This is a genomic window from Pseudomonas sp. TE4620 (assembly GCF_056279045.1).
In genome coordinates this window covers 4,844,035-4,869,046 of sequence record NZ_JBWBQO010000001.1, presented here as the reverse complement: position 1 = coordinate 4,869,046, position 25,012 = coordinate 4,844,035, and the positions used below count along the sequence as shown (strand labels likewise).

The 25,012-nt window shown below is 62.4% G+C and carries 21 protein-coding genes; 10 read left to right on the top strand and 11 right to left on the bottom strand.

Annotated elements, in window-relative coordinates; all coding sequences use genetic code 11:
* Positions 1–522 precede the first annotated feature (522 nt).
* The 7 genes from ACZ9A3_RS22635 (at position 523) to ACZ9A3_RS22605 (ending at position 8,818) form a co-directional block, all read left to right on the top strand.
* Complete coding sequence (locus ACZ9A3_RS22635; protein WP_045201108.1) at positions 523–1,881, top strand: glutamine synthetase family protein; 1,359 nt, start codon at positions 523–525, stop codon at positions 1,879–1,881.
* Positions 1,882–1,928: 47 nt separating this feature from the next.
* The gene (locus tag ACZ9A3_RS22630; RefSeq protein ID WP_093378291.1) at positions 1,929–3,287 is read left to right on the top strand and encodes an aspartate aminotransferase family protein; all 1,359 of its coding nucleotides are present in this window, start codon (positions 1,929–1,931) and stop codon (positions 3,285–3,287) included.
* Positions 3,288–3,456: 169 nt separating this feature from the next.
* Entirely contained in the window at positions 3,457–4,554 is a 1,098-nt protein-coding gene (locus ACZ9A3_RS22625; RefSeq protein WP_123565207.1) for a polyamine ABC transporter substrate-binding protein, read from the top strand.
* 163 nt (positions 4,555–4,717) lie between these two features.
* Complete coding sequence (locus ACZ9A3_RS22620; protein ID WP_093378296.1) at positions 4,718–5,812, top strand: polyamine ABC transporter substrate-binding protein; 1,095 nt, start codon at positions 4,718–4,720, stop codon at positions 5,810–5,812.
* Positions 5,813–5,871: 59 nt separating this feature from the next.
* A complete protein-coding gene (gene potA, locus ACZ9A3_RS22615; protein ID WP_045201117.1) occupies positions 5,872–7,014 on the top strand; it encodes a polyamine ABC transporter ATP-binding protein in 1,143 nt (380 codons plus the stop codon).
* Positions 7,011–7,931 (top strand): ABC transporter permease subunit, encoded by a 921-nt coding sequence (locus tag ACZ9A3_RS22610; protein ID WP_093378301.1) that lies wholly within the window; start codon positions 7,011–7,013, stop codon positions 7,929–7,931. Before potA ends, ACZ9A3_RS22610 begins: the two co-directional genes overlap by 4 nt.
* Positions 7,928–8,818, top strand: coding sequence for an ABC transporter permease subunit (locus ACZ9A3_RS22605; protein WP_010221198.1), 891 nt, complete (start codon positions 7,928–7,930; stop codon positions 8,816–8,818). The genes ACZ9A3_RS22610 and ACZ9A3_RS22605 overlap by 4 nt, the downstream gene beginning before the upstream one ends.
* Positions 8,819–8,888: 70 nt before the next feature.
* Here ACZ9A3_RS22605 and ACZ9A3_RS22600 read toward each other — a convergent pair whose 3' ends face one another.
* A complete protein-coding gene (locus ACZ9A3_RS22600) occupies positions 8,889–10,049 on the bottom strand; it encodes an AAA family ATPase (protein ID WP_476253139.1) in 1,161 nt (386 codons plus the stop codon).
* A gap of 144 nt (positions 10,050–10,193) precedes the next feature.
* Between ACZ9A3_RS22600 and ACZ9A3_RS22595 the strand changes: the two genes are divergently transcribed.
* The 3 genes from ACZ9A3_RS22595 to ACZ9A3_RS22585 are packed head-to-tail and all read left to right on the top strand — an operon-like array spanning position 10,194 to position 15,396.
* Positions 10,194–11,285: an efflux RND transporter periplasmic adaptor subunit gene (locus ACZ9A3_RS22595; protein WP_093378311.1), complete on the top strand. Its 1,092-nt coding sequence runs from the start codon at positions 10,194–10,196 to the stop codon at positions 11,283–11,285.
* Complete coding sequence (locus tag ACZ9A3_RS22590; RefSeq protein WP_476253138.1) at positions 11,282–12,352, top strand: efflux RND transporter periplasmic adaptor subunit; 1,071 nt, start codon at positions 11,282–11,284, stop codon at positions 12,350–12,352. Before ACZ9A3_RS22595 ends, ACZ9A3_RS22590 begins: the two co-directional genes overlap by 4 nt.
* Complete coding sequence (locus ACZ9A3_RS22585; RefSeq protein WP_093378316.1) at positions 12,349–15,396, top strand: efflux RND transporter permease subunit; 3,048 nt, start codon at positions 12,349–12,351, stop codon at positions 15,394–15,396. Before ACZ9A3_RS22590 ends, ACZ9A3_RS22585 begins: the two co-directional genes overlap by 4 nt.
* Positions 15,397–15,474: 78 nt before the next feature.
* On the opposite strand, the gene ACZ9A3_RS22580 is transcribed toward ACZ9A3_RS22585, so the two are convergent.
* The 10 genes from ACZ9A3_RS22580 to tcyJ form a co-directional block, all read right to left on the bottom strand.
* Positions 15,475–15,930 carry an REP-associated tyrosine transposase gene (locus ACZ9A3_RS22580; protein ID WP_045201130.1) on the bottom strand — a complete coding sequence of 152 codons (456 nt, stop codon included), beginning with the start codon at positions 15,928–15,930 and terminating at the stop codon, positions 15,475–15,477.
* 128 nt (positions 15,931–16,058) lie between these two features.
* A complete protein-coding gene (locus ACZ9A3_RS22575; RefSeq protein WP_093378325.1) occupies positions 16,059–16,703 on the bottom strand; it encodes a methionine ABC transporter permease in 645 nt (214 codons plus the stop codon).
* Complete coding sequence (locus tag ACZ9A3_RS22570; RefSeq protein WP_195885273.1) at positions 16,693–17,823, bottom strand: methionine ABC transporter ATP-binding protein; 1,131 nt, start codon at positions 17,821–17,823, stop codon at positions 16,693–16,695. Before ACZ9A3_RS22570 ends, ACZ9A3_RS22575 begins: the two co-directional genes overlap by 11 nt.
* Position 17,824: 1 nt before the next feature.
* A complete protein-coding gene (locus ACZ9A3_RS22565) occupies positions 17,825–18,628 on the bottom strand; it encodes a MetQ/NlpA family ABC transporter substrate-binding protein (protein WP_258608556.1) in 804 nt (267 codons plus the stop codon).
* Positions 18,621–20,012 carry an LLM class flavin-dependent oxidoreductase gene (locus ACZ9A3_RS22560; RefSeq protein WP_476253137.1) on the bottom strand — a complete coding sequence of 464 codons (1,392 nt, stop codon included), beginning with the start codon at positions 20,010–20,012 and terminating at the stop codon, positions 18,621–18,623. Before ACZ9A3_RS22560 ends, ACZ9A3_RS22565 begins: the two co-directional genes overlap by 8 nt.
* Positions 20,012–21,217: an SfnB family sulfur acquisition oxidoreductase gene (locus ACZ9A3_RS22555; RefSeq protein WP_093378338.1), complete on the bottom strand. Its 1,206-nt coding sequence runs from the start codon at positions 21,215–21,217 to the stop codon at positions 20,012–20,014. The genes ACZ9A3_RS22560 and ACZ9A3_RS22555 overlap by 1 nt, the downstream gene beginning before the upstream one ends.
* A gap of 22 nt (positions 21,218–21,239) precedes the next feature.
* Positions 21,240–22,481, bottom strand: a complete 1,242-nt coding sequence (locus ACZ9A3_RS22550; RefSeq protein ID WP_093378342.1) for an SfnB family sulfur acquisition oxidoreductase — start codon at positions 22,479–22,481, stop codon at positions 21,240–21,242.
* 277 nt (positions 22,482–22,758) lie between these two features.
* Positions 22,759–23,520, bottom strand: coding sequence for an L-cystine ABC transporter ATP-binding protein TcyN (gene tcyN, locus ACZ9A3_RS22545; RefSeq protein WP_045201142.1), 762 nt, complete (start codon positions 23,518–23,520; stop codon positions 22,759–22,761).
* A gap of 3 nt (positions 23,521–23,523) precedes the next feature.
* On the bottom strand, positions 23,524–24,189 hold the full coding sequence (gene tcyL / locus ACZ9A3_RS22540; protein ID WP_045201143.1) for a cystine ABC transporter permease: 666 nt from the start codon (positions 24,187–24,189) through the stop codon (positions 23,524–23,526).
* The gene (gene tcyJ, locus ACZ9A3_RS22535) at positions 24,189–24,989 is read right to left on the bottom strand and encodes a cystine ABC transporter substrate-binding protein (RefSeq protein WP_093378350.1); all 801 of its coding nucleotides are present in this window, start codon (positions 24,987–24,989) and stop codon (positions 24,189–24,191) included. Before tcyJ ends, tcyL begins: the two co-directional genes overlap by 1 nt.
* Positions 24,990–25,012: the final 23 nt, after the last annotated feature.

Here is a 25,012-nt window from a genome sequence, read left to right as displayed (position 1 = left end):
CAGCCCCATGATGCCCTAAAATGGCCCTCAAGCGGCATTTTTGCTGCAATTGGGGGCGCCGACAAGGGCTGCTTTCGTACGGTAACGGCGATCTTGAGCGGGCCGTGTTCTATTTTTTACGGGGGTGTTGTGTAAAAAAATGAACAAGGCTAAGCTCGGTGGCAACCCATAACACCAATAATACCGGGGGTTACATGTCACGCCTGCCGACAACCGGCATCATCGCCCGCCGTTCACAGAACGGTTTGCACGCATTCCTCGCGGGTGGGTTGCGCCCTGCGCCAGCACCTTGCGCCCCGGCTGAAATAATTGACGGCCCAGGCGTCCTGCCTGCTGTCGACGCTACTTCGAATGACCTCTGCCATCACTATAGCGGGCTCGTCAGCCTTGCGGGAACTGCCCGTTGCGGCCTCCCTGCGCCTGACTTTTGCTTTAGCCCCGTGGGGCATCCAGAATGTCTGGGACGGCCCACTCCGGGTCACGTCCTGACGTCAGTCCAGACATTTACCTCCTGAGGTATTTATGAGTAGCAACCTCGACCAGCTCACCGATTGGTTGAAAGAACACAAGATCACCGAAGTCGAGTGCCTGATCAGCGACCTCACCGGTATCACCCGCGGCAAGATCTCGCCGACCAACAAGTTCATCGCCGAAAAAGGCATGCGCCTGCCCGAGAGCGTGTTGCTGCAGACCGTGACCGGCGACTATGTCGATGACGACATCTATTACGAACTGCTCGACCCGGCCGACATCGACATGATCTGCCGCCCCGACGAGAACGCGGTGTTTCTCGTGCCCTGGGCCATCGAGCCGACCGCCCAGGTGATCCACGACACCTACGACAAGCAGGGCAACCCGGTCGAGCTGTCGCCGCGCAACGTGCTCAAGAAGGTTTTGAAGCTCTACGCCGACAAGGGCTGGCAGCCGATCGTGGCGCCAGAGATGGAGTTCTACCTGACCAAGCGCTGCGAAGACCCGGACTTCCCCCTGCAGCCGCCGATTGGCCGCTCCGGGCGCCCGGAAACCGGTCGCCAGTCCTTCTCTATTGAAGCGGCCAACGAATTCGACCCGCTGTTCGAGGACGTCTACGACTGGTGCGAGCTGCAGAACCTGGACCTCGACACGCTGATCCACGAAGACGGCACGGCGCAGATGGAAATCAACTTCCGTCACGGGAATGCCTTGTCGCTGGCCGACCAGATTCTGGTGTTCAAGCGCACCATGCGCGAGGCTGCGCTCAAGCACAACGTCGCCGCCACCTTCATGGCCAAGCCGATGACCGGCGAGCCGGGCAGCGCCATGCACCTGCACCAGAGCATCATCGACGTGCACACCGGCAAGAACATCTTCTCGGACGAAGACGGGCGCATGAGCGAGCTGTTCCTCAACCACGTCGGCGGCCTGCAGAAGTTCATCCCGGTGGTGCTGCCGCTGTTCGCCCCCAACGTCAACTCGTTCCGCCGCTTCCTGCCCGACACCTCGGCGCCGGTGAACGTCGAGTGGGGCGAAGAGAACCGTACCGTCGGCCTGCGCGTACCGGATGCCGGCCCGCAGAACCGCCGGGTCGAGAACCGCCTGCCAGGCGCCGACGCCAACCCCTACCTGGCGATCGCCGCCAGCCTGCTGTGCGGTTTCATCGGCATGGTCGAAGGCATCAAACCGAGCGCGCCGGTACAGGGTCGTGGTTACGAGCGGCGCAACCTGCGCCTGCCGCTGACCATCGAGGACGCCCTCGAGCGCATGGAAAACTGCAAGGCCCTGGAACCCTACCTGGGCAAGAAATTCATTACCGGCTACGTCGCCACCAAACGCGCCGAGCATGAAAACTTCAAACGCGTAATCAGCTCCTGGGAACGTGAGTTCCTGCTGTTTGCGGTCTGATCAACCCGGAGCCGCAGGACCGCGGCCGTCAACAAACGGAGAAGCACATGAGCGTCAACAACCCGCAAACCCGTGAGTGGCAAACCCTTAGCAGTGAGCATCACCTGGCACCTTTCAGTGACTACCAACAGCTGAAAGAGAAGGGGCCGCGGATCATCACCAAAGCCGAGGGCGTGCACCTGTGGGACAGCGAGGGCAACAAAATCCTCGATGGCATGGCGGGCCTGTGGTGCGTGGCGGTCGGTTATGGCCGTGAAGAGCTGGTTGAAGTGGCCGCCAAGCAGATGCGCGAGCTGCCGTACTACAACCTGTTCTTCCAGACTGCCCACCCACCGGCACTGGAGCTGGCCAAGGCGGTTACCGCCGTGGCGCCCAAGGGCATGACCCATGTGTTCTTCACCGGTTCCGGTTCTGAAGGCAACGACACCAACCTGCGCATGGTCCGCCATTACTGGGCGCTCAAGGGCAAGCCGCAGAAACAGGTGATCATTGGCCGTATCAATGGCTATCACGGCTCCACCGTGGCCGGCGCCGCCCTGGGCGGCATGAGCGGCATGCATGCCCAGGGTGGCACGCTGCCGGGCATCGAGCACATCCCGCAGCCATACTGGTTCGGTGAGGGCGGTGACATGACCCCGGACGAATTCGGGGTCTGGGCTGCCGAGCAGCTGGAAAAGAAAATCCTCGAAGTCGGCGAAGACAAGGTCGCCGCCTTTATTGCCGAGCCGATCCAGGGCGCCGGCGGGGTGATCATTCCGCCAGAAACCTACTGGCCGAAGATCAAGGAGATCCTCGCCAAGTACGACATCCTGTTCATTGCCGACGAAGTGATCTGTGGCTTCGGTCGCACTGGCGAGTGGTTCGGTTCCGATTACTACGACCTCAAGCCCGACCTGATGACCATCGCCAAGGGCCTGACCTCCGGTTACATCCCCATGGGCGGTGTGATCGTACGTGACGAAGTGGCCAAGGTGCTTAGCCAAGGCGGCGACTTCAACCACGGCTTCACTTACTCCGGCCACCCGGTGGCGGCGGCGGTAGGCCTGGAAAACCTGCGGATTCTGCGCGACGAGAAGATCATCGAGCGGGTTCAGGCCGAAACGGCACCGTATTTGCAGAAACGTCTGCGTGAGCTCAACGATCACCCGCTGGTGGGCGAAGTGCGTGGCCTGGGCATGCTCGGTGCCATCGAGCTGGTCAAGGACAAGGCCACCCGTGCCCGTTACGAAGGCCAGGGTGCGGGCATGATCTGCCGCCAGTTCTGCTTCGACAACGGCCTGATCATGCGCGCCGTGGGCGACACCATGATCATCGCGCCGCCGCTGGTGATCAGCCACGCCGAGATCGACGAGCTGGTGGAAAAGGCGCGCAAATGCCTGGACCTGACGCTCGAAGCGCTGAAATAGCCAGGTGCTAGGCTAGCGTAATGGCATCAATGGGTTTCAAGGCGCCTCTGTTGTTGAAAGAGCGCCTTGTAACTTGCCAGACTAGCGGCTGTTTCAGTCGCTCGGAGCTTGCGCCGAATAAGCCGGCCGCTGAACAGATGGCTAAATAAAAAATTCTGGAGCATTACGCATGAAGAAATTGGGCAAGACGTTGTTGGCCGTGTCCCTGATGGGCGCCATGGCCAGTGCTGTTCAGGCGGATGACAAAGTACTGCACGTCTATAACTGGTCCGACTACATCGCACCAGACACCGTCGCCAAGTTCGAGAAACAGTCCGGTATCAAGGTCGTCTACGACGTCTTCGACAGCAACGAAACCCTCGAAGCCAAGTTGCTGGCAGGCAAGTCCGGTTACGACGTGGTGGTACCGTCGAACAACTTCCTGGCCAAGCAGATCAAGGCTGGCGTCTATCAGGAGCTGGACAAGTCCAAGCTGCCAAACTGGAAGAACCTCGACGAAGACCTGCTCAAGGCCGTTGGCGATGCCAGCGACCCGGGCAACAAGCATGCGTTCCCGTACATGTGGGGCTCCATCGGCATCGGCTACAACCCGGAGAAGGTCAAGGCGGCGCTGGGCGTCGACAAGATCGATTCCTGGGACGTGGTGTTCAAGCCGGAAAACATCGCCAAGCTCAAAAGCTGCGGCGTGAGCTTCCTCGATGCCCCGACCGAGATGATTCCGGCGGCGCTGCACTACCTGGGCAAGCCGACCAACAGCACGAAAAAAGAAGACCTCAAAGCCGCCGAAGACCTGTTCCTCAGCGTGCGTCCTTCGATCGGCTACTTCCACTCCTCCAAGTACATCTCGGACCTGGCCAACGGCAACATCTGCGTGGCCGTAGGTTATTCGGGTGACCTGGAGCAGTCCAAGGCTCGTGCCCACGAAGCCGGCGACAAGGTCAAGCTCGACTACATCATTCCGAAAGAAGGCGCCGGTACCTTCTACGACATGGTTGCCATCCCTAAAGATGCCGTCAACGTCGAGGCTGCCTACAAGTTCATGGACTTCCTGATGCAACCGGAAGTCATGGCCGAGATCACCAATGCCGTCCGTTTCCCGAACGGCAACAAGGCGGCCACCGCACTGGTGGACAAGGACATCTCGGGCGATCCGAGCATCTACCCACCGGCTGATGTGAAGAAGCAGCTGTACGCAATTGCTGACCCGGGTGCCAAGGCCCAGCGCGAAATCACGCGCAGCTGGACCAAGATCAAGTCGGGCAAGTAACAGCGGTGACCTCCCTGGGCGCGGTGTAAATCCCGCCCGGGGAGCATGAAAGCACAAATTTTTTTTGCGGCATGAGTGCATCGAAGGTAAGTTGCGCGCCGGTTTGCTTATCCGGCAGGTATTTCTGCCGTTTGCCACGGGCACATTTGTGAGGACCTCCCACTTGTCTATTTCTGTATTTCGCAAGGCCATGTTGGCTGGAGCGGGTCTGACGCTGGCGATCAGCGTCCAAGCGGCGCCCACGGTGCACATTTATAACTGGTCCGACTACATCGGTCAGACCACCCTCGCGGACTTCGAAAAAGCCACTGGCATCAAGCCGGTGCAAGATGTCTTCGACTCCAACGAAACCCTGGAAGGCAAACTGCTGGCCGGTCGCACCGGCTATGACGTGGTGGTGCCGTCCAACCATTTCCTCGGCAAGCAGATCAAGGCGGGCGCGTTTCAGAAGCTCGACAAGGCGCTGCTGCCAAACTATGCGAACCTCGACCCGGCGCTGATGAAGCGCCTGGAAAAGAACGACCCGGGCAACCAGTACGCCGTCCCCTACCTGTGGGGCACCAATGGCATCGGCTATAACGTCGACAAGGTCAAGGCGGCGCTGGGTACCGACAAGATCGATTCCTGGGCCGTGCTGCTCGAGCCGGAGAACATCAAGAAGCTCTCCAAGTGCGGAGTCGCGTTCCTCGACTCGGCCGACGAGATGCTCCCGGCGGTGCTCAACTATATGGGGCGCGACCCCAACAGCACCAACCCCAAGGACTACGCCGATGCCGAGAAAAAGCTGCTGGCCGTGCGTCCCTACGTGACCTACTTCCACTCCTCCAAGTACATCTCCGACCTTGCCAACGGCGACATCTGCGTGGCTGCCGGTTTCTCCGGCGATGTATTCCAGGCCAAGTCCCGCGCCGAAGAAGCCGGCAAGGGCGTCAAGGTGGCCTATGCGATTCCCAAGGAAGGCGGCAACCTCTGGTTCGACATGCTGGCGATCCCCAAGGACTCCAAGAATGTCAAAGAGGCCCATGCCTTCATCAACTATTTGCTGCAGCCTGAGGTAATTGCCCAGGTCAGTGATTACGTCGGTTACGCCAACCCGAACCCCAAGGCTGGCGATCTGATGGACCAGAGCGTGCGAACCGACGCAGCGGTTTACCCACCGCAAGAAGTGCTGGACAAGTTGTACGTCAACTCCGAGCTGCCTCCCAAGGTGCAACGGTTGATGACCCGTAGCTGGACCAAGGTCAAGTCGGGCAAGTAAAAATCCAGGGTCCGTCACGGCAGGGGCGGACGCAAAAAATCTTGTTGGGAGTTTCACAAATGGCAGTTGCCTCCGGTGCCTATAAGAAAGCCCTCGAGGGCGACCAGCAACCTAAACAGGTGCTGGTCAAAATCGACCGGGTCACGAAAAAGTTCGACGAAACGGTCGCCGTGGACGATGTGTCCCTGGAAATCAAGAAGGGCGAGATCTTCGCCCTGCTCGGTGGTTCCGGTTCGGGCAAATCCACCTTGCTGCGCATGCTCGCCGGCTTCGAACGGCCCACCGAAGGGCGCATTTTCCTCGATGGCGTAGACATCACCGATATGCCGCCCTACGAGCGGCCGATCAACATGATGTTCCAGTCGTACGCATTGTTCCCGCACATGACCGTGGCGCAGAACATCGCCTTCGGCCTGCAGCAGGACCGCATGCCCAGGTCTGAGATCGACGCCCGCGTGGCCGAGATGCTCAAGCTGGTGCACATGACCCAGTACGCCAAGCGCAAGCCGCACCAGCTCTCCGGTGGCCAGCGTCAGCGTGTGGCCCTGGCCCGTTCGCTGGCCAAGCGGCCGAAACTGCTGCTGCTCGATGAGCCGATGGGCGCGCTGGACAAGAAGCTGCGCTCGCAGATGCAACTGGAGCTGGTGGAGATCATCGAGCGGGTCGGCGTGACCTGTGTGATGGTGACCCACGATCAGGAAGAGGCCATGACCATGGCCCAGCGCATCGCCATCATGCACCTGGGCTGGATTGCCCAGATCGGCAGCCCGATCGACATCTATGAAACCCCGACCAGCCGCCTGGTTTGCGAGTTCATCGGCAACGTCAACCTGTTCGAGGGCGAAGTGGTCGACGATGCCGAAGGCCACGCGGTGATCGCCAGCCCCGAGCTTGAGCGCAAGATCTACGTCGGCCACGGTGTCACCACTTCGGTGGAAGACAAGCGCATCACCTACGCCCTGCGCCCGGAAAAACTGCTGGTGACCACCGAGCAGCCGACCTGCGAGCACAACTGGTCGCGCGGCAAGGTCCACGACATCGCCTACCTGGGTGGCCATTCGGTGTTCTACGTCGAGCTGCCTGGCGGCAAGATCGTCCAGTCGTTCGTTGCCAACGCCGAGCGCCAGGGCACCCGGCCGACCTGGGACGACCAGGTCTACGTCTGGTGGGAGGATGACAGCGGCGTGGTACTGCGCTCATGAACGCCCGCAAGCTCAAGCGAGCCTTCAACCGAATAAAGCCCGAGGGGCGCCATGTGGTGATCGGCGTGCCGTTCATCTGGCTGTTCCTGTTCTTCATGCTGCCGTTCTTCATCGTTCTGAAGATCAGCTTCGCCGAAGCCGACGTGGCGATCCCGCCGTACACCGAGATCTACAGCTACGTCGAAGACAAGGTGCAGCTGGTGCTCAACCTGGCCAACTATGGCCTGTTGACCGAAGACGAACTGTACATCTCGGCGTACCTGGGGTCGTTGAAGATGGCCTTCGTCAGCACGCTGCTGTGCCTGCTGATCGGCTATCCGATGGCCTACGCCATCGCCAACGCCCGCAAGGAAACCCAGACGGTACTGTTGCTGCTGATCATGATGCCGACCTGGACCGCAATCCTGATCCGCGTCTATGCCTGGATGGGCATCCTCAGCAACAACGGCCTGCTTAACGCCCTGCTGCTGTGGCTGGGCTGGATCGATCAGCCGTTGCAGATCCTCAACACCAACCTTGCGGTGTATATCGGCGTGGTCTATTCGTACCTGCCGTTCATGATCCTGCCGCTCTACGCCAACCTGGTGAAGCATGACCAGAGCCTGCTTGAAGCCGCCTCGGACCTGGGTTCGAGCACCTTCAACAGCTTCTGGAAAATCACCGTGCCGCTGTCGAAGAACGGCATCATCGCCGGCTGCATGCTGGTGTTCATTCCGGTGGTGGGCGAGTTCGTCATTCCTGAGCTGCTTGGCGGCCCGGAAACCCTGATGATCGGTAAAGTGCTCTGGCAAGAGTTCTTCAACAACCGTGACTGGCCGGTGGCCTCTGCCCTGGCGGTAGTGATGCTGGCGATCCTGATCGTACCGATCCTGCTCTTCAACCGTAGTCAGGCCAAAGAGATGGAGGGCAGGGCATGAAGCGTTTCAGTTTCTCCAAATTGATGTTGGTCCTGGGCCTGCTGTTCATCTACCTGCCCATGCTGATCCTGGTGATCTACTCGTTCAACGCCTCCAAGCTGGTGACGGTGTGGGGCGGCTGGTCGGTGAAGTGGTACGTCGGCCTGCTCGACAACACCCAGTTGATGGGCTCGGTGATGCGCTCGCTGGAGATCGCCTGCTACACCGCGATCGCCGCCGTGGCGCTGGGCACCCTGGCCGCCTTCGTGCTGACCCGGGTCACCCGCTTCAAGGGCCGCACGCTGTTCGGTGGCCTGGTTACCGCACCGTTGGTAATGCCCGAGGTGATCACCGGTCTGTCGCTGTTGCTGCTGTTCGTGGCCATGGCGCAGATGATCGGCTGGCCGCAGGAGCGTGGCATCGTCACCATCTGGATCGCCCACACCACCTTCTGCGCAGCCTATGTGGCGGTAGTGGTGTCGGCGCGCCTGCGTGAGCTCGACCTGTCGATCGAAGAAGCGGCCATGGACCTCGGTGCCCGGCCGTGGAAGGTGTTCTTCCTGATCACCATCCCGATGATCGCACCGTCGCTGGCAGCGGGCGGGATGATGTCCTTTGCCCTGTCGCTGGATGACCTGGTACTGGCCAGCTTCGTCTCGGGCCCGGGTTCGACCACCCTGCCGATGGAAGTCTTCTCTGCCGTGCGTCTGGGCGTGAAGCCGGAAATCAACGCCGTGGCCAGCCTGATCCTGCTCAGCGTGTCGCTGGTGACCTTCATGGTCTGGTACTTCAGCCGTCAGGCCGAAGAGCGTCGCCGTCGGGCGATCCAGCAGGCTATCGAAGAAAGCGCTGCCGACTCGTGGAAACAACCGGACGTGCGTCGCGCGCCGGCGCCGGTTTCGGCGTGATCTGAAACCCTTCGCGGGGCAAGCCCGCTCCTACAAATGGGCAGGAGCGGGCTTGCCCCGCGATTGGTTTTCACTCCGGCCAGTGCCAGGCCGGCTCGTCGAGCATCCCCTGACCGGCAACGCGGGTCTGCCCCAGCACCTTCTCCAGCACGATCGAATTGCAGCTCGCATCCTGTTCCAGCGCTGCCACCAGGCGGCGTGCATGTGACACCACCCACACCTGACACTGCTCCGAGGCGCGAACGATCAAGCGCGCCAACGCTGGCAGCAAATCCGGGTGCAAGCTGGTTTCCGGCTCGTTCAGCACCATCATGGTCGGCGGCCTTGGCGTCAGCAGCGCGGCGACCAGCAGCAGGTAGCGCAAGGTACCGTCCGATAGCTCGGCGGCGCTCAGCGGCCGCAACAAGCCCTCTTGATGAAACAACACCCCGAACGCCCCACCCGGCACTGCATCGATCTCCAGGCGTGCGCCCGGGAAGGCATCGGCGATGGTTGCCTGCAAGGCCTGCGGGTCGCCGATCTCGATGATGGTCTGCAGCGCGGCGGCCAGGTCGCGGCCGTCGTGGTGCAGTACCGGCGTGCGCGTACCCAGTTGCCGGCGGCGGGCCGGGGCATCACGGTCGGTGCGAAAGTGATCGTAGAAGCGCCAGCCACGGATGCGCTCGCGCAGCAGCAACACCTCCGGTGAGGAGCGCAGGTTGCCGACCTGGTCGAACAGGCTGTCGAAGCTCGGCGTGTGCTGCGCCAGCACCTCCCATTGGCGGCCTTCACGGACCTTGACCATCGGCCCCTGGCGGTCCACCAGCAGGCTGGCCGGGCGGTACAACGGACCTGCCCAGATGCTTTCGCGCTTGATCTGCGGGTCGAGGGCGAAAGATGACCTGCTCGGCTCCGGCAGGCCGAGACCGATGGCGTAGCCGAATTCTTCGTCGCCAAAGCCCAGGCGCAAGCGCCGTGCATGCTGGCGCGGGCCGCCCTGGATGGCGACTTCGCCGTTGCTCATGCGCCGGCTGATCTGCTCGGGGCCGGCCCAGAACGTCGACTCCAGCCCGCCCTCCACCGCCAGGGCGTTGACCACACCGCCTTGCGCCGTTTCGGCGAGCAGGCGCAGGGCCTTGTACAGGTTGGACTTGCCGCTGCCGTTGGGCCCGGTGATGACGTTAAGGCGTGCCAGTGGCAGTACCAGGTGATTGATCGAGCGGTAGTTGGCGACAGCCAGGGTGGTCAGCATGGCAGCGTCCATTCAGGTAAAGAGGGCAGTATCGCCGATTCCGCGTGGTGAACGAATTGTGTACACCGACAAGCGATCAAGGGAACCCTGATCTACGCTAACACTCGCATTCCTAAATAGATCTGGCACATGCAAGGAGCCTGCATGAGGGTGTTGCGTCCTTTATCGCTCGTCTGCCTGGGGGTGTCGCTGGTGCTGACGGGATGCGGGGAGAAAAAAGCCCCTGAAGCCGAACTGCCCAGGGTTGGTGTTCAACGTGTTCAGCCCAGTGATTTCGCAGCGTCCGTAACCCTGACCGGCGATGTTCAGGCGCGGGTGCAGACCGATCTTTCCTTTCGCGTGGGCGGCAAGATCATTGCCCGCAGCGTCGATGTCGGCGATCACATCAAGGCCAACCAGGTACTGGCCAGGCTTGACCCCAAGGACCTGCAGACCAACGTCGACTCGGCCAAGGCCGAGGTCTTCGCCGAGCAGGCGCGCGTGACCCAGACTGCCGCGGCCTTTGTTCGCCAGCAAAAACTGTTGCCCAAGGGCTACACCAGCCAGAGCGAGTACGACTCGGCCGAAGCCGCCTTGCGCAGCAGCCAGAGCGCACTCAAGGCCGCCCAGGCGCAACTGGCCAACGCCCGAGAGCAGTTGAGCTACACCGCGCTGGTCGCCGAGGCGGACGGGGTGATCACCGAGCGCCAGGCCGAGGTCGGCCAGGTGGTTCAGGCCACGGTGCCGATCTTCAGCCTGGCCCGCGATGGTGAGCGCGATGCGGTGTTCAATGTCTACGAAGCCTTGCTGGTGGCCCCGGCCACCCGTGAGGCAATCAAGGTCAGCCTGGTGGATAACCCGAAAATCCAGGCTCAGGGTTACATCCGTGAGGTCACCCCGACGGTTTCGGCGCAAAGCGGCACGGTGCAGGTCAAGGTGGCATTGAATGATGTGCCGCCCGGCATGGACCTGGGCTCGCCAGTTACTGCCACCGGCAAAGTTCAGGGCAAGCCGAGCGTAGAGTTGCCCTGGTCAGCGCTGACCAAAGACCTGCATGAGCCGGCGGTGTGGCTGGTGGGCGAGGGTGACAAGGTGCGCTTGCAGAAGGTCAAGGTGATGCGCTACCTGACCGGCAAGGTGGTGGTGGGCGATGGCCTCAAAGGTGGGGAAACCGTTGTGGTAACGGGCGGGCAACTGCTAAATCCGGGCATGCAGGTGGAAATCGCGCCGCTCAAGGACAGCGGGGTGGCGCAATGAAAGCAATCACGTTTGTCTTGGGCGGCGTACTACTGCTCGTAGGTTGCGGCAAGCAAGCCAGTGCGCCAGAACCTGTGCGACCAGTGCTGTCGGTCATTGCCCAGCCACAGGTACAGGCCAATCTTGGACGTTTCGCTGGCAGCATCCAGGCCCGTTTTGAAAGCACCCTGGGCTTTCGTGTGGGGGGCCGGATTGCCCGGCGCTGGGTCGATGTCGGCAGTCAAGTGCAACCAGGCGATGTGCTTGCCAGCCTTGATCCCACCGACCAGCGCAACCAGTTGCGCGCCGCTGAGGGCGACCTGGCGAAGATCCAGGCGCAGTGGATCAACGCCCAGGCCAACGCCCGACGTCAGCAGCAGTTGTTTGATCGCGGCGTGGGTGCGCAAGCCCAGCTGGACATCGCGCAGACCGACCTGAAGACCACTGGAGCCTCCCTCAAGCAGGCGCGGGCGGCGGTTGACCAGGCCCGTGATCAACTGGGTTACAGCGAGCTGAAGGCCGACCATGGCGCCGTAGTCACCAATTGGCAGGCCGAGGCCGGGCAAACGGTGAGTGCCGGCCAGGCCGTGGTGACCCTGGCGCGACCGGATATCAAGGAAGCGGTGATCGACCTGCCGACCAGCCTGGCCGAGCAATTGAACACGCAGCTTCAGTTCCTGGTGGCCTCGCAACTGGACCCGGATATCAACACCACAGCAACCCTGCGTGAGCTGGAGCCGCAGGCCGATGCCACCACGCGCACCCGTCGCGCCCGCCTGACCTTGGTCGATACGCCGAATGCGTTCCGTCTCGGCACGGCTATCAGCGTCACCCTGACCTCGGCGGTTTCGCCACGCACCGAACTGCCGGCGTCGGCCTTGCTCGAAAGCGACGGCAAGACCCGGGTATGGGTGGTCGATCCGCAGCAAAAAACCGTCGCCACACGTGATGTGAAGCTGCTTGAGCGTACCCCCGGCAGCGTAGTGCTGGCCTCGGGCGTACAGCCTGGCGAGCGAGTAGTAACCGCCGGTGTAAACAGTCTCAAACCGGGCCAGAAGGTCATCGTCGACGAGGAAGACCCGCAATGAATGGAAGCTTCAACCTGTCGGAGTGGGCGCTGAAGCACCAATCCTTTGTCTGGTACCTGATGTTCGTCGGCTTGCTGATGGGCGTGTTTTCCTACATGAACCTGGGGCGTGAGGAAGACCCTTCGTTCACCATCAAGACCATGGTCATTCAGACCCGCTGGCCGGGTGCGACCCAGGATGAAACCCTGTACCAGGTCACCGACCGCATCGAAAAGAAGCTCGAAGAGCTGGACTCCCTCGACTATGTGAAAAGCTACACCCGCCCTGGCGAGTCGACCGTTTACGTCAACCTGCGCGACACCACCAAGGCGGCGGACATCCCGCAGATCTGGTATCAGGTGCGCAAGAAGATCCAGGATATTCGCGGCGAGTTTCCACAAGGCATTCAGGGCCCGGGTTTCAACGATGAGTTCGGTGACGTGTTCGGCTCGATCTACGCCTTTACCGCCGATGGCCTGAGCATGCGCCAGCTGCGCGACTACGTCGAACAGGTGCGCGCCGAGATCCGTGAAGTGCCCAACCTGGGCAAGGTGGAAATGATCGGCACCCAGGACGAGGTGCTCTACCTGAACTTCTCGACCCGCAAGCTGGCGTCGTTCGGCATCGACCAGCGCCAGGTATTGCAGGCCCTGCAGAGCCAGAACGCAGTCACCCCGGCCGGGGTGATCGAGGCCGGTCCCGAGCGCATTTCGGTACGCACCACCGGGCAGTTCGCTTCGGAAAAAGACCTGGAAGCGGTCAACCTGCGGATAAACGACCGTTTTTTCCGCCTGGCGGATATCGCCGAGATCCAGCGAGGCTTTGTCGACCCACCCGCGCCGATGTTTCGCTACAACGGCCAGACCGCCATTGGTCTTGCCATCGGCATGAAGGCCGGCGGCAACATCCAGGTGTTCGGTGCCGACCTGCACAAGATGATGGACCGCGTGGTCTCCGAGTTGCCGGTTGGTGTTGGCGTGCATACGGTGTCTGACCAGGCGGTGGTAGTAGAGGAGGCCGTGGGCGGCTTTACCAGCGCCCTGTTCGAGGCGGTGGTGATCGTCCTGGTGGTCAGCTTCATCAGCCTCGGGGTACGCGCCGGTCTGGTGGTGGCCTGTTCGATTCCGCTGGTGCTGGCCATGGTCTTCATCTTCATGGAATACAGCGGCATCACCATGCAGCGGATCTCCCTGGGCGCGCTGATCATTGCCCTGGGCCTGTTGGTGGACGATGCGATGATCACCGTCGAGGTCATGGTCACGCGCCTGGAAATGGGCGAGTCCAAGGAGCAGGCAGCCACCTTCGCCTACACCTCGACCGCCTTTCCGATGCTTACCGGTACCCTGGTGACGGTCGCGGGCTTCGTGCCGATCGGCCTCAATGCCAGCTCGGCAGGGGAGTACACCTACACCCTGTTCGCGGTGATCGCGGCCGCCTTGCTGGTGTCCTGGGTGGTGGCCGTAGTATTTGCCCCGGTACTCGGCGTGCATATCCTCAGCACCAAGGTCAAACCGCACAGCGAAGAGCCGGGGCGTATCGGCAAGGCCTTTGGCAACAGCCTGCTGTGGTGCATGCGTCATCGCTGGCTGACCATCATCGGCACTGTGTTGCTGTTCGTGCTGGCGGTGTTCTGCATGCGATTCGTGCAGAACCAGTTCTTCCCGTCCTCGGACCGCCCGGAAATTCTCGTCGACCTCAACCTGCCGCAAAACGCCTCGATCGAGGAAACCCGCAAGGCGGTGGATCGCCTGGAAGCGACGCTCAAGGGCGACCCGGATATCGTGCGCTGGAGCACTTACATCGGCCAGGGCGCGATCCGTTTCTACCTGCCGCTGGACCAGCAACTGCAGAACCCGTACTACGCCCAGCTGGTGATTGTCAGCAAAGGCCTGGAGTCGCGCGAGGCATTGATGGCGCGCCTGCAAAAGCGTCTGCGTGAAGACTTCGTCGGCATTGGCAGCAACGTCCAGTCACTGGAAATGGGCCCGCCGGTCGGGCGACCAATCCAGTACCGGGTCAGCGGCAAGGACATCGATGAAGTGCGCAAGCACGCCATTGCCCTGGCCTCGCTGCTCGACCAGAACGAGCACATCGGCGAGATGATTTACGACTGGAACGAGCCGGGCAAGGTGCTGCGGGTCGAGATCGCCCAAGACAAGGCGCGCCAGCTCGGGTTGTCGTCCGAAGACGTGGCCAATGTGATGAACAGCATCGTCAGCGGCGCGCCGGTGACCGAGGTCAACGACAACATCTACCTGATCGACGTCATCGCGCGCGCCGTAGACAGCGAGCGCGGCACGCCGCAGACCCTGCAAAACCTGCAGATCGTCACCCCCAACGGCACCTCGATCCCGCTGCTGGCCTTCGCCACCGTGCGCTATGAGCTGGAACAGCCGCTGGTATGGCGTCGCGACCGCAAACCGACCATCACCATCAAGGCCTCGGTGCGCGGCGAAATCCAGCCGACCGACCTGGTGGCCGAGCTCAAGCCGCAGATCGACGAATTCGCCAGCAAACTGCCGGTGGGTTACGCCGTGGCCACCGGCGGTACCGTAGAAGAAAGCGGCAAGGCCCAGGGCCCGATCGCCAAGGTGGTGCCGCTGATGCTGTTCATGATGGGCACCTTCCTGATGATCCAGCTGCACAGCGTGCAGAAGCTGTTCCTGGTCGCCAGCGTGGCGCCGCTGGGCTTGATCGGCGTGGTCCTGGCGCTGGTGCCGACCGGCACGCCGATGGGCTTTGTGGCGATCCTGGGGATTCTTGCGCTGATCGGCATCATCATCCGCAACTCGGTGATCCTGGTGACCCAGATCGACGAGTACGAAGCCCAGGGCTACTCGCCCTGGGATGCGGTGCTGGAAGCGACCAACCACAGGCGCCGGCCGATTTTGCTGACTGCGGCAGCGGCGAGCCTGGGCATGATCCCGATCGCCCGCGAAGTGTTCTGGGGGCCGATGGCCTACGCCATGATCGGCGGGATCATCGTCGCCACCTTGCTGACCCTGCTGTTTTTGCCGGCGCTGTACGTGGCCTGGTACAAGATCCGCGAGCCGCAGCGCCAGTGATTACGCCATCGCGGGTCCAGCCCGCTCCCACAGTTTCAACGGTGTATTCTGTGGGAGCGGGCTTGACCCGCGATGCTTTTAGATCCAGACCGCATCCCAATGAGGATAGTCACCAATTCGCTGCACCAGCCCTGCACGAATAGGGTTGGCAACAATGTAACGAGCTACTGCCTGGACATCTTCTTCATAGCGCAATGCACGATCATGAAACCCAGGCTGCCAGAGTCTGCTTTTGAGTTTGCACGCCTTGCAAATGGCGCAGCCACTGCGTGACTTGAGCCTGCGCATTAGTGTTTTCAATGTGCAGGACTGCAACTCGATGAGCCAATGAAAGTGATCAGGCATTACTACCCAGGCCAGTGATCGCGCAGCGCCTTCTTGCTCAGCTAGTTTGAATTGGGCAACGACGAGCCGGGCCAAGCCAAACTCTCTGAGTATGGGGGCCCGGTTTTCAGTGATGCTCGTCAGTAGATACAACCTGCCGGGTTCGGAAATTCGCCCCCGTCGCAGGCGCTTGGAGTGTGGACGGTCCATGTCGACTTCCTTGAGTTTGAAACTTCAAGGTAGCTGGACTCGCTGGGGGAGCATGGAGGTCTTGAAAACAGAATGTTTCCCTGTGCCATAGATGTGGGAGCGGCGACCCGACTTGACCCGCGATAAATTCAGCGCTTGTTCAAGCCCTTCGCCAACCGGTCCCCGCCCAGCTGAATCAACGCCACCAGCACCACCAGCATGACGATCACCGTCAGCATGATCTGGCTGTCGAAGCGCTGGTAGCCATAGCGATAGGCGATGTCGCCCAGGCCTCCGGCACCGATGGCGCCGGCCATGGCCGAGGAGTTGATCATGGTCACCAGGGTGATGGTAAAGCCGCCAACAATGCCCGGCAGGGCTTCGGGCAGCAGTACATGCCAGACGATATGCCAGCGCCGGCAGCCCATGGCCTGGGCCGCTTCGATCAGGCCGTGGTCGACCTCGCGCAGGCTGACTTCGGCAATGCGCGCAAAGAACGGTGTGGCGGCAATGGTCAGCGGTACCACTGCCGCCCAGACGCCGTAGGTGGTGCCGACGATCAAGCGGGTGAAGGGAATCAAGGCCACCATCAGGATCAGGAACGGAATCGAGCGGAACAGGTTGACGAAGGCGCCGAGCACCCGGTTCAGGGCAGGCGCTTCAAAGATCCCGCCCTTGCCACTGGTGACCAGGATCACCGCCAGCGGCACGCCGGCGAGCAGGGCGATCAGCGATGAGACGCCGACCATCAGCAGGGTGTCGAGCACGCCCTGGAGCAAGCGATCAAACCACATAACCCAATACCTCCACTTGTGCCGCCCATTGCCGGGCGCGCTCAATCACTTGCTCGTGGCGGTGCGGCGAGTTGGCCACCGACACAACAAGCTGCCCCAACGCGCGGCCCTGGATCGGTTCGATGCCGCCTTGCAGCAAGCTGATCCGACCGCCGAGCAAGGCGAATAATGAAGACAATTCCGGCGCCTGCTTGTCTTTGCCACTCACCCGCAAGCTCAACACCAGTGCTGCCTCAGGCCCCGCCGGTTGCGGCTGCAAGCGAGCCTGCAACGCAGCTGGCAGAGCAGGCTGCAAGGGCGCGAGCAGGGTCTTGCTGACCTCATGCTGCGGATCGCCGAACACCTGCCAGACAGCGCCTTGTTCAACGATGCGCCCACGCTCGAGCACCACTACCCGGTGGCAGATATCGCGGATCACCGCCATCTCGTGGGTGATCAACACGATGGTCAAACCCAGGCGCTGGTTGATATCGCGTAGCAGGCCGAGGATCGACTCGGTGGTTTCCGGGTCGAGTGCCGACGTAGCCTCGTCACACAGCAGGATCTCGGGGTCATGCACCAGCGCCCGGGCAATGCCGACGCGCTGCTTCTGCCCGCCGGACAACTGCGCCGGGTAGACGTGATGCTTCTCCTGCAGGCCGACCAGTTCCAGCAATTGGGCAACCTTGCGCTGGCGCTCGGCCTTGGGCACGCCGGCGACCTTGAGCGGTAGCTCGACGTTCTGCCAGACGGTCTTGGCCGACATCAGGTTGAAGTGCTGGAAGATCATGCCGATGCGCCGACGCAGGCGCACCAGGCGGTCTTCGTCGTACTCGCCGATGTCTACCTGGTCGATCAGCACCCGACCCTGGCTGGGTTGCTCCAGGCGGTTGATGGTGCGGATCAGCGACGACTTGCCGGCGCCGCTGCGGCCGATGATGCCGAAGATCTCGCCGTGCTGGATGTTCAGGTCGATGCCGTCCAGCGCCGGGGCCTGTTGGCCAGGGTACGTCTTGCCGAGGCCAATGAAGCGTACATGGGCGTTGCCCAGCTCCGGGTGCAAGGCCCGTTGCCGGGCCTGTTGCAGGGGCGCGAAAGTGGCCTGCTGCTCCTGCGCCACGCGGGCGCTGATGGCGCTCATTTCAGCTCTCCCAGCCGGCTTGGTAGAGCTTGCCGTGGGCCTGGTCGAGGGCAGCACGCACCACCGGCGAGTGCTGGTAGATGTCGATGAACCTGGCCAGGCGCGGGTCGTCCTTGCTCTGCGGGCGGATGACGAACTGGATCACGTATTCCTTGTGGTCGAGGCCGTCGAACAGCAGCGCCGAAGTGGCGTCGAAGGTCTTGGCCAGGCGGATGTAGGCCGGGTAGCCCTGAACCAGGTCGGCGTCGTCGTAGGCACGCACCAGTTGTACTGCTTCAACCTGGAGGATCTTCAGCTTCTTCGGATTGGCGACAATGTCTTCTTCGGTAGCCTTGTAGCCGACGCCGGGCTTGAGGGTGATCAGGCCGGCCTTGGCCAGCAACTGCAAACCGCGGCCGCTGTTGATCGGGTCGTTGGCGATGGCCACGCTGGCGCCCTCGGGCAGCTCGGCGAAGCTCTTGTACTTTTTCGAATACAGGCCGACGTTGTTGATGATCCCCGGGGCGAAGGGCACCAGGTCGAAACCGGCAGCAGCCTTGGCGTTTTCCAGGAACGGGATGTGCTGGAAGTAGTTCACGTCGATGTCGCCGGCCGCCAGGCTGACATTCGGCGCGATCCAGTCGCTGAACTCGATCAGTTCGACGTCCAGGCCCTGTTTCTTGGCCTCGCTGACGGCGGCTTCAAGCGGGATCGAGAAGGCTGCGGTGGTGCCGACTTTCAGGGCATCGGCGGCCTGGGCGGCGCCGAACAGGCCGAGGCTCAAGGCCAGGGCTGCGACCGGGCGGGCAATAAAGGTCTTAAGCATGCTGTAGCGCTCCCGTCGGGGTCGTGGTGGTGTGGCGATAGCTGGCGCCAGGATGGTCTGCCGGCAGGTGAGGCTGGTCGCTGGCGAAGAGTTTTTCGCGCAGGCTGCCCTGTTCGTAGGCGGTCTTGTACGAGCCGCGGCGTTGCAACTCGGGGATGACCAGGTCGATGAAGTCGACATAGCTTTCCGGGGTGACCGTGCGCGCCAGGTTGAAACCGTCGAGGCCGGTTTCGGCGATCCAGCTTTCCAGCGCGTCGGCGACCTGGATCGGCGAGCCGATCAGGGTGATGTAGCGCCCGCCCAGAGCGTGCTGTTCGAGCAGCTTGCGCCGGGTCCAGTCGTTGTTCTGCAGGTTCTTGGTTGCAGACTGGATGGCATTGCTTTTCACGTACTGGATCGGCTCGTCCAGTTCGTACTCGGAAAAATCGATAGCGGTGGAACTGGCAAAGTGCGCAACACCGGCCTCGGGGCTGGCATAGCGTAGGTACTCGGCGTGCTTGGCCTTGGCCTGTTCTTCTGTGCGGGCGACGATCACCGTCAGGCCCATGAACACCTTGATGGCTTGCGGGTCGCGCCCGGCTGCGACGGCGGCAGCGCGGACCTTGTCGACCTGGGCGCGGGTGGCGGCCTTGTTCTGGCCGCTGATGAACACGCATTCGGCATGGTTGCCGGCAAAGCCCAGGCCACGCTCGGAGCTGCCAGCCTGGAACAGCACCGGCGTACGCTGCGGCGACGGCTCGCAGAGGTGATAGCCCTCGACCCGGTAGAACTCGCCTTGATGCTTGACCTTGTGCACCTTGTCGGGCTGGGCGTAGATCCGCTGCTGCTGATCATTGAGCACCGCGCCGTCTTCCCAGCTGCCTTCCCAGAGCTTGTACAGCACCTGCAGGTACTCGTCGGCCTGGTCATAGCGGCGGTCGTGCTCGGGTTGCTGGTCCAGGCCCATGGCCTTGGCAGCGCTGTCGAGGTAGCCGGTGACGATGTTCCAGCCGACCCGGCCACCGCTCAGGTGGTCGAGGGTGGAAAGGCGCCGGGCAAACAGGTACGGCGGCTCGTAGGTGAGGTTGGCGGTCAGGCCGAAACCCAGGTTGCGGGTGACTGCGGCCATGGCCGAGACCAGCAGCAGCGGGTCGTTGACCGGTAGCTGGATCGACTCTTTGAGCGGTACATCGACCGACTGCTGGTAGACGTCGTAGACACCGACGATATCGGCGATGAACAGCCCGTCGAACAGCCCGCGCTCGAGCAACTGGGCAAGCTCGGTCCAGTATTCGAGGGTTTTGTACTGGCTCGAGTTGTCCCGCGGGTGGGTCCACAGGCCGTGGTTGATATGGCCAACGCAGTTCATGTTGAAGGCGTTGAGCAGGATCTTTTTCTTGGCCATCAGATGGTGCCCCGCAACGGTGGGTTTTCATCGTTGAGGTAGTAGTTGCCGATGGCGTGGTACTTCCAGCGCACCGGGTCGTGCAGGGTGTGCACCCGGGCGTTGCGCCAGTGCCGGTCGAGGCCATGCTCGGCCAGGGTGGCCTGGCTGCCCGACAGCTCGAACAGAGTGGTGCCGGCGGCGAGGGAAATCTCGGTGCTGATCGCCCGCGCTTCGGCCACGGCGATGGAGGCGGCGGCGACGGTTGCGGCATTGGGCTCGGCCTGGGCGCGGTCGAGGTATTCGCCGGCGCGTTCGAGCAGCGCTTCAGTGGCGTGCAAACGGATCGCCAGGTGGCCGAAGGATTTCAGCGTCAGTGGATCTTCGCTGGCCTTATCGACCCCGGAGTCGACCCATGGCCGGCTGCGGGTGCGCACGAAGTGCAGGGCATCTTCGTAGGCGGCGCGGGCGATGCCGGTGTCGATGGCGGCGTGGAGGATCTGCGCCAGCGGGCCGACCGTGGTCGGGCGCTCGAAGGCGCTCTGGAACGGCAGCACGTCTTCGGCGCCAACCTGGACGTTATCGAACAGCACCGAACCGCTGCCGGTGGTGCGCTGGCCGAAGCCGCTCCAGTCGTCGATGACCTTCAGCCCGGTACTGTCTGCCGGGACGAAGGCCAGGCGCTGGATGCCGTCCTCATCGACAACCGAGGTGGGAATGCGCTGGGCATAGAGCGCACCGGTGGCGTAGAACTTGCGCCCGTTGATGCGGTAAGCATCGCCGTCGCGGCTAAGGGCGGTGGTGCGGTCGTGGGCGGTCTTGGTGCCCAGCTCGGCCAGGGCATTGCCCAAGCGCTGGCCGGCCAGTACTTCGGCGTACAGGCGCTGCTGTTGCGCCGCGCTGCCGTTGACCCGCAGCACTTCGAGGGCATAGAAGTGGTTCTGCGGAATCTGCCCCAGCGAGGCGTCCGCCTGGGCGATGCGGGCGATGACCTTGGCCAGGGTGACGCTCGATACGCCTGCGCCACCAAAGGCCTTGGGTACGCTGATGCCCCACAGGCCGGAGCGCGAGAACAGTTCAAGTTCAGGGTGTGGCAGGCGTCGTTCGCGGTCGCGCAGGGCGCTGTCGCGGCGCAGCTGGACGGCGATTTCCTCGGCGACTTGCAATGCCTGGGCGTCAGTGTGGATGACCGCGACGTTGGCGTGCGGTTGTGGCAAAAGGCTCATAAACAGGGCTCCAGTGGTCTGGTCAAATCCAGGAGTGCCGGGCAGGCAAGGTACCGTTGAGGTGATAGGCGCCGACGGCGTGGTATTTCCAGCGCACCGGATCGTGCAGGGTGTGCACGCGGGCATTGCGCCAGTGCCGGTCGAGGTTGAACTCGGCCAGGGTGGCGCGGCTGCCGGAGAGCTCGAAGAGCTTCTCGCTGGCCAGCAGCGAAATCTCGGTGGTCAGCACCTTGGCTTCGGCCACGGCAATCGAAGCGCGAGCGGCCGCAGCGGCATCGACCGGCGCGGCGCTGACTTCGTCGAGCACCCGCGCAGCCTTGGAAAGCAGCGCCTGGGCGGCATGCAGCTCAAGCTGCAGGCGGCCGACGTCGGCGATTACATAGAGATCATCGCTGGCACGATCGACCTTGGCGTCGATCCATGGCCGGGCTTTGTCGCGAACGAAGGCGATGGTGTCGGCAATCGCCGCTTCGGCGATACCGGCATCGATGGCCGCCTGGATCAGCTGCGAAGCCGCGCCCTGGATGTTTGCTACTTCGCTCTGTTTCCAGGTGTCGATCACCAGCTCCGCATCGACCTGCACCTTGTCCAGCAGCACGGTGCCGCTGGCGGTGGTGCGCTGGCCGAAACCCGACCAGTCATCGACGATGCGCAGGCCCGGGGTGCCGCGGCGGACAAAGGCCATGACCTGACGGCCGTCATCGTTCAACGCCTTGACCGCGACCCAATGGGCAAACAGGGCGCCGGTGGAATAGAACTTCTGGCCGCTGAGCACATAGTGATCGCCCTCGCGGGTGATCCGTGCCTTGAGGTCCAGGGTGTGCTTGGTGCCGCGTTCCGGCCCGGCATTGCCGATGCGCCAGCCATCGAGCACCGAGGTGAACAGCAGCTCTTTCTGCCGCTCCGTGGCGGTGCCTTTGAGCAGTTGCAGGATGCCGAACTGGTTTTGCGGGATCTGCCCCAGCGCCGGGTCGGCAGCGCTGATGATGCGAAAGACTTCCGCGATGGTGACAAACGACACCTGCGCGCCGCCAAAGGCGCGCGGGATGCTGATGCTGCCCAGGCCGCTGCGGGTGAACTGCTCGATTTCTGCCCAGGGCAGCTTGCGCTGCTGGTCGCGCTTGGCCGCCTGGGTGCGTGCTGCTTCGGCCAGCTCGTGGGCTGCCTGCAGGGCTTGTTCGTCGTTGCTCAGCACCTTGGCCGGCAGCAACAGCGGGGCGCTGTCCAGATCGCTGTGGACTGTGGTTTCTGCCAGATTGGACATCAGTACCGCTCCTTGGCTGCACTCAATGCCCTGGCGTTACGCACTGGGGTGATTGTGTTCCTGACCATACCTACCTCACGAATTGAAAACGTCGGCGCGGGTTGCGACGACAAAATTGCGCTGGTCCGGTGGTCCGGTGCATATACCCTAATAGTGTATAAAAATTAAATAAACTAACTTTTAGGAATAAATATAGAAGTACTTGGCGGTCGCTGGACGAACGCCTGCCGGAGCTGGGCAGGCGCTGTAAGAGGGGCGGGGAAAGGGCGGGGAAAACTCAGTAGCCGGTGTTCTGCGTACCGAGGAACTTGCTCAGGAATTGGCGTGTGCGGTCTTCCTTGGGGTGGGCGAACAGCGCCTTGGCTTCGCCCTGTTCAACGATCACGCCCTTGTCGAAGAAGATCACCCGGTTGGCCACGTCGCGAGCAAAACTCATCTCGTGGGTGACGATGATCATGGTGCGCTTTTCTTCAGCCAGGCCACGAATGGTCGCCAGCACTTCGCCGACCAGCTCGGGGTCGAGCGCCGAGGTCGGCTCGTCGAAGAGGATCACTTCCGGCTCCATCGCCAGGGCCCGGGCAATCGCTACCCGCTGCTGCTGACCGCCGGAGAGCTTGCGCGGGTAGGCGGCTTCCTTGCCGGCCAGGCCGACCTTGGCCAGCAGCTTCATGCCCAGGGCCACGGCTTGTTCGTGCGGAGTTTTCTTGACCACCAGCGGGCCTTCGATGACGTTCTCCAGCGCGGTACGATGGGGGAACAGGTTGAAGTTCTGAAACACGAAGCCGACTTCCTGGCGCAACTGGCGGATCAGCCCGCTTTGCTGGCCCAGCGGGCGGTTGGCGTCGATTTCTACCTTGCCGACCTTGATGCGCCCGCTGCTGGGGGTTTCCAGCAGGTTCAGGCAACGCAGGAAGGTGGTCTTGCCCGAGCCGCTGGGGCCGATGATGGCGATCACCTCGCCGGCCTCGACCTTGAGGCTGATGTCATCGAGCACGGTCTGGCCGTTGAACTGCTTGCTCAGTCGTTGTACCTCGATCATGCCTCAGGACTCCTGGTCGTGCCGGTTGACCCGCGCTTCCAGGCGGTTCTGCAGGTGCGCGAGAACGCTGGCCAGCACCCAGTAGATCAGTGCGGCGGCAAGGTACATGGTGAAGATCTCGAAGGTGCGCGCAGTAATCAGCTGCGCCTGGCGGAACAGCTCCGGCACCTGGATGGTGGCGGCCAGGGCGGTGTCCTTGACCAGCGAAATAAAGCTGTTGCCCAGTGGCGGCAAGGCGGTGCGCGCCGCTTGCGGCAGGATTGCCCGGCGCATGGCCTGGCCACGGGTCATGCCGATGCTGGCGGCAGCCTCCCACTGGCCGCGGTCGATGGAACTGATCGCGGCGCGGAGAATTTCACAGGCATAGGCGGCCATGTTCAGCGAGAAGCCGATCAACGCTGCGGGCAGCGGGTCGAGCTCGATGCCCAGTTGCGGCAGGCCGTAGTAGATCATGAACAGCTGCACCAGCAGCGGCGTGCCGCGAAAGAACGACACGTAGACTCGCGCCGTCCAGCTCAGCAGCTTGATCGACGACAGGCGCATCAGCGCCAGGCCAAAGCCCAGCAACAGGCCAAAGAACATCCCGCCGAGGCTGAGAATGACCGTAAAGTATGCGCCCTTGAGCAAAAAGGGCGCGGACTCCAGCGCCAGTTGCAAAGCTGCTTCCATTATTGGGTGACGTCAGCGTTGAAGTACTTTTCCGAAAGCTTTTTCAGTGTGCCGTCGGCGCGTAGCTTGTCGAGAGCTTTGTTCACTGCTGCCAGCAGTTCCGGCTCGCCTTTGCGCAGGGCAATACCGGCTTCCTGGCGGGAGAAGGCGTCACCGGCGGCAGTGGTGTCCTTGGCTTTCTTGGCGTATTCCAGCGCCGCCAGACGGTCGATCAGGATGGCGTCGATCCGGCCGACGCGCAGGTCCTGGAACTTGGTCGGATCGTCTTCGTAGGTGCGCACGTCCGCGGTCGGCACGTTGGCTTTGACCCACTGTTCGTAGTTGGTGCCCAGGCCCACGCCGACTTTCTTGCCGCCCAGGTCGGCAGCGGACTTGATGTTCAGCTCGGCGGCCTTTTTCGTCAGCACCAGCGCCTGAATCCCGGAAACGGTGTAGGGCGCGGAGAAGTCATACTTCTTCTTGCGCTCATCGGAGATGGTCACCTGGTTCACCACCGCGTCCAGGCGCTTGGACTCCAGTGCCGCGAGGATGCCATCCCACTTGGTTGGCTGCAGCTTGACCTTGACCCCCAGCTCCTTGGCCAGGGCTTCGGAAAGCTCCACTTCGAAGCCGGCCAGCTTGCCGTCGGCGTCGACGAAGCTGAACGGTGGATAAGTGCCTTCAAGGCCGATGTTGATCACGCCCTTGTCTTTGATCTGCTGCAGTTGCTCACCAGCGACAGCCTGGCCGAGCAGGCTGGCGCCGAGCAGCAAGCCGAGGCCTGCGGCGACTGCCTGTTTACCGAAAGCGGAAATCTTCATGGTTAGCCCCAATGTTGTTGTGA

Excerpts from the sequence above, each read along its gene's own strand:
- ACZ9A3_RS22585 (WP_093378316.1), top strand. The coding sequence starts at position 12,349 with ATGAATGGAAGCTTCAACCTGTCGGAGTGGGCGCTGAAGCACCAATCC.
- ACZ9A3_RS22600 (WP_476253139.1), bottom strand. The coding sequence starts at position 10,049 with ATGCTGACCACCCTGGCTGTCGCCAACTACCGCTCGATCAATCACCTG.
- ACZ9A3_RS22575 (WP_093378325.1), bottom strand. The coding sequence starts at position 16,703 with ATGTGGTTTGATCGCTTGCTCCAGGGCGTGCTCGACACCCTGCTGATG.
- potA (WP_045201117.1), top strand. The coding sequence starts at position 5,872 with ATGGCAGTTGCCTCCGGTGCCTATAAGAAAGCCCTCGAGGGCGACCAG.
- ACZ9A3_RS22625 (WP_123565207.1), top strand. The coding sequence starts at position 3,457 with ATGAAGAAATTGGGCAAGACGTTGTTGGCCGTGTCCCTGATGGGCGCC.
- ACZ9A3_RS22555 (WP_093378338.1), bottom strand. The coding sequence starts at position 21,217 with ATGAGCCTTTTGCCACAACCGCACGCCAACGTCGCGGTCATCCACACT.
- ACZ9A3_RS22605 (WP_010221198.1), top strand. The coding sequence starts at position 7,928 with ATGAAGCGTTTCAGTTTCTCCAAATTGATGTTGGTCCTGGGCCTGCTG.
- ACZ9A3_RS22550 (WP_093378342.1), bottom strand. The coding sequence starts at position 22,481 with ATGTCCAATCTGGCAGAAACCACAGTCCACAGCGATCTGGACAGCGCC.
- ACZ9A3_RS22580 (WP_045201130.1), bottom strand. The coding sequence starts at position 15,930 with ATGGACCGTCCACACTCCAAGCGCCTGCGACGGGGGCGAATTTCCGAA.
- tcyL (WP_045201143.1), bottom strand. The coding sequence starts at position 24,189 with ATGGAAGCAGCTTTGCAACTGGCGCTGGAGTCCGCGCCCTTTTTGCTC.
- ACZ9A3_RS22635 (WP_045201108.1), top strand. The coding sequence starts at position 523 with ATGAGTAGCAACCTCGACCAGCTCACCGATTGGTTGAAAGAACACAAG.
- ACZ9A3_RS22610 (WP_093378301.1), top strand. The coding sequence starts at position 7,011 with ATGAACGCCCGCAAGCTCAAGCGAGCCTTCAACCGAATAAAGCCCGAG.
- tcyJ (WP_093378350.1), bottom strand. The coding sequence starts at position 24,989 with ATGAAGATTTCCGCTTTCGGTAAACAGGCAGTCGCCGCAGGCCTCGGC.
- ACZ9A3_RS22630 (WP_093378291.1), top strand. The coding sequence starts at position 1,929 with ATGAGCGTCAACAACCCGCAAACCCGTGAGTGGCAAACCCTTAGCAGT.
- tcyN (WP_045201142.1), bottom strand. The coding sequence starts at position 23,520 with ATGATCGAGGTACAACGACTGAGCAAGCAGTTCAACGGCCAGACCGTG.
- ACZ9A3_RS22595 (WP_093378311.1), top strand. The coding sequence starts at position 10,194 with ATGAGGGTGTTGCGTCCTTTATCGCTCGTCTGCCTGGGGGTGTCGCTG.
- ACZ9A3_RS22565 (WP_258608556.1), bottom strand. The coding sequence starts at position 18,628 with ATGCTTAAGACCTTTATTGCCCGCCCGGTCGCAGCCCTGGCCTTGAGC.
- ACZ9A3_RS22590 (WP_476253138.1), top strand. The coding sequence starts at position 11,282 with ATGAAAGCAATCACGTTTGTCTTGGGCGGCGTACTACTGCTCGTAGGT.
- ACZ9A3_RS22560 (WP_476253137.1), bottom strand. The coding sequence starts at position 20,012 with ATGGCCAAGAAAAAGATCCTGCTCAACGCCTTCAACATGAACTGCGTT.
- ACZ9A3_RS22570 (WP_195885273.1), bottom strand. The coding sequence starts at position 17,823 with ATGAGCGCCATCAGCGCCCGCGTGGCGCAGGAGCAGCAGGCCACTTTC.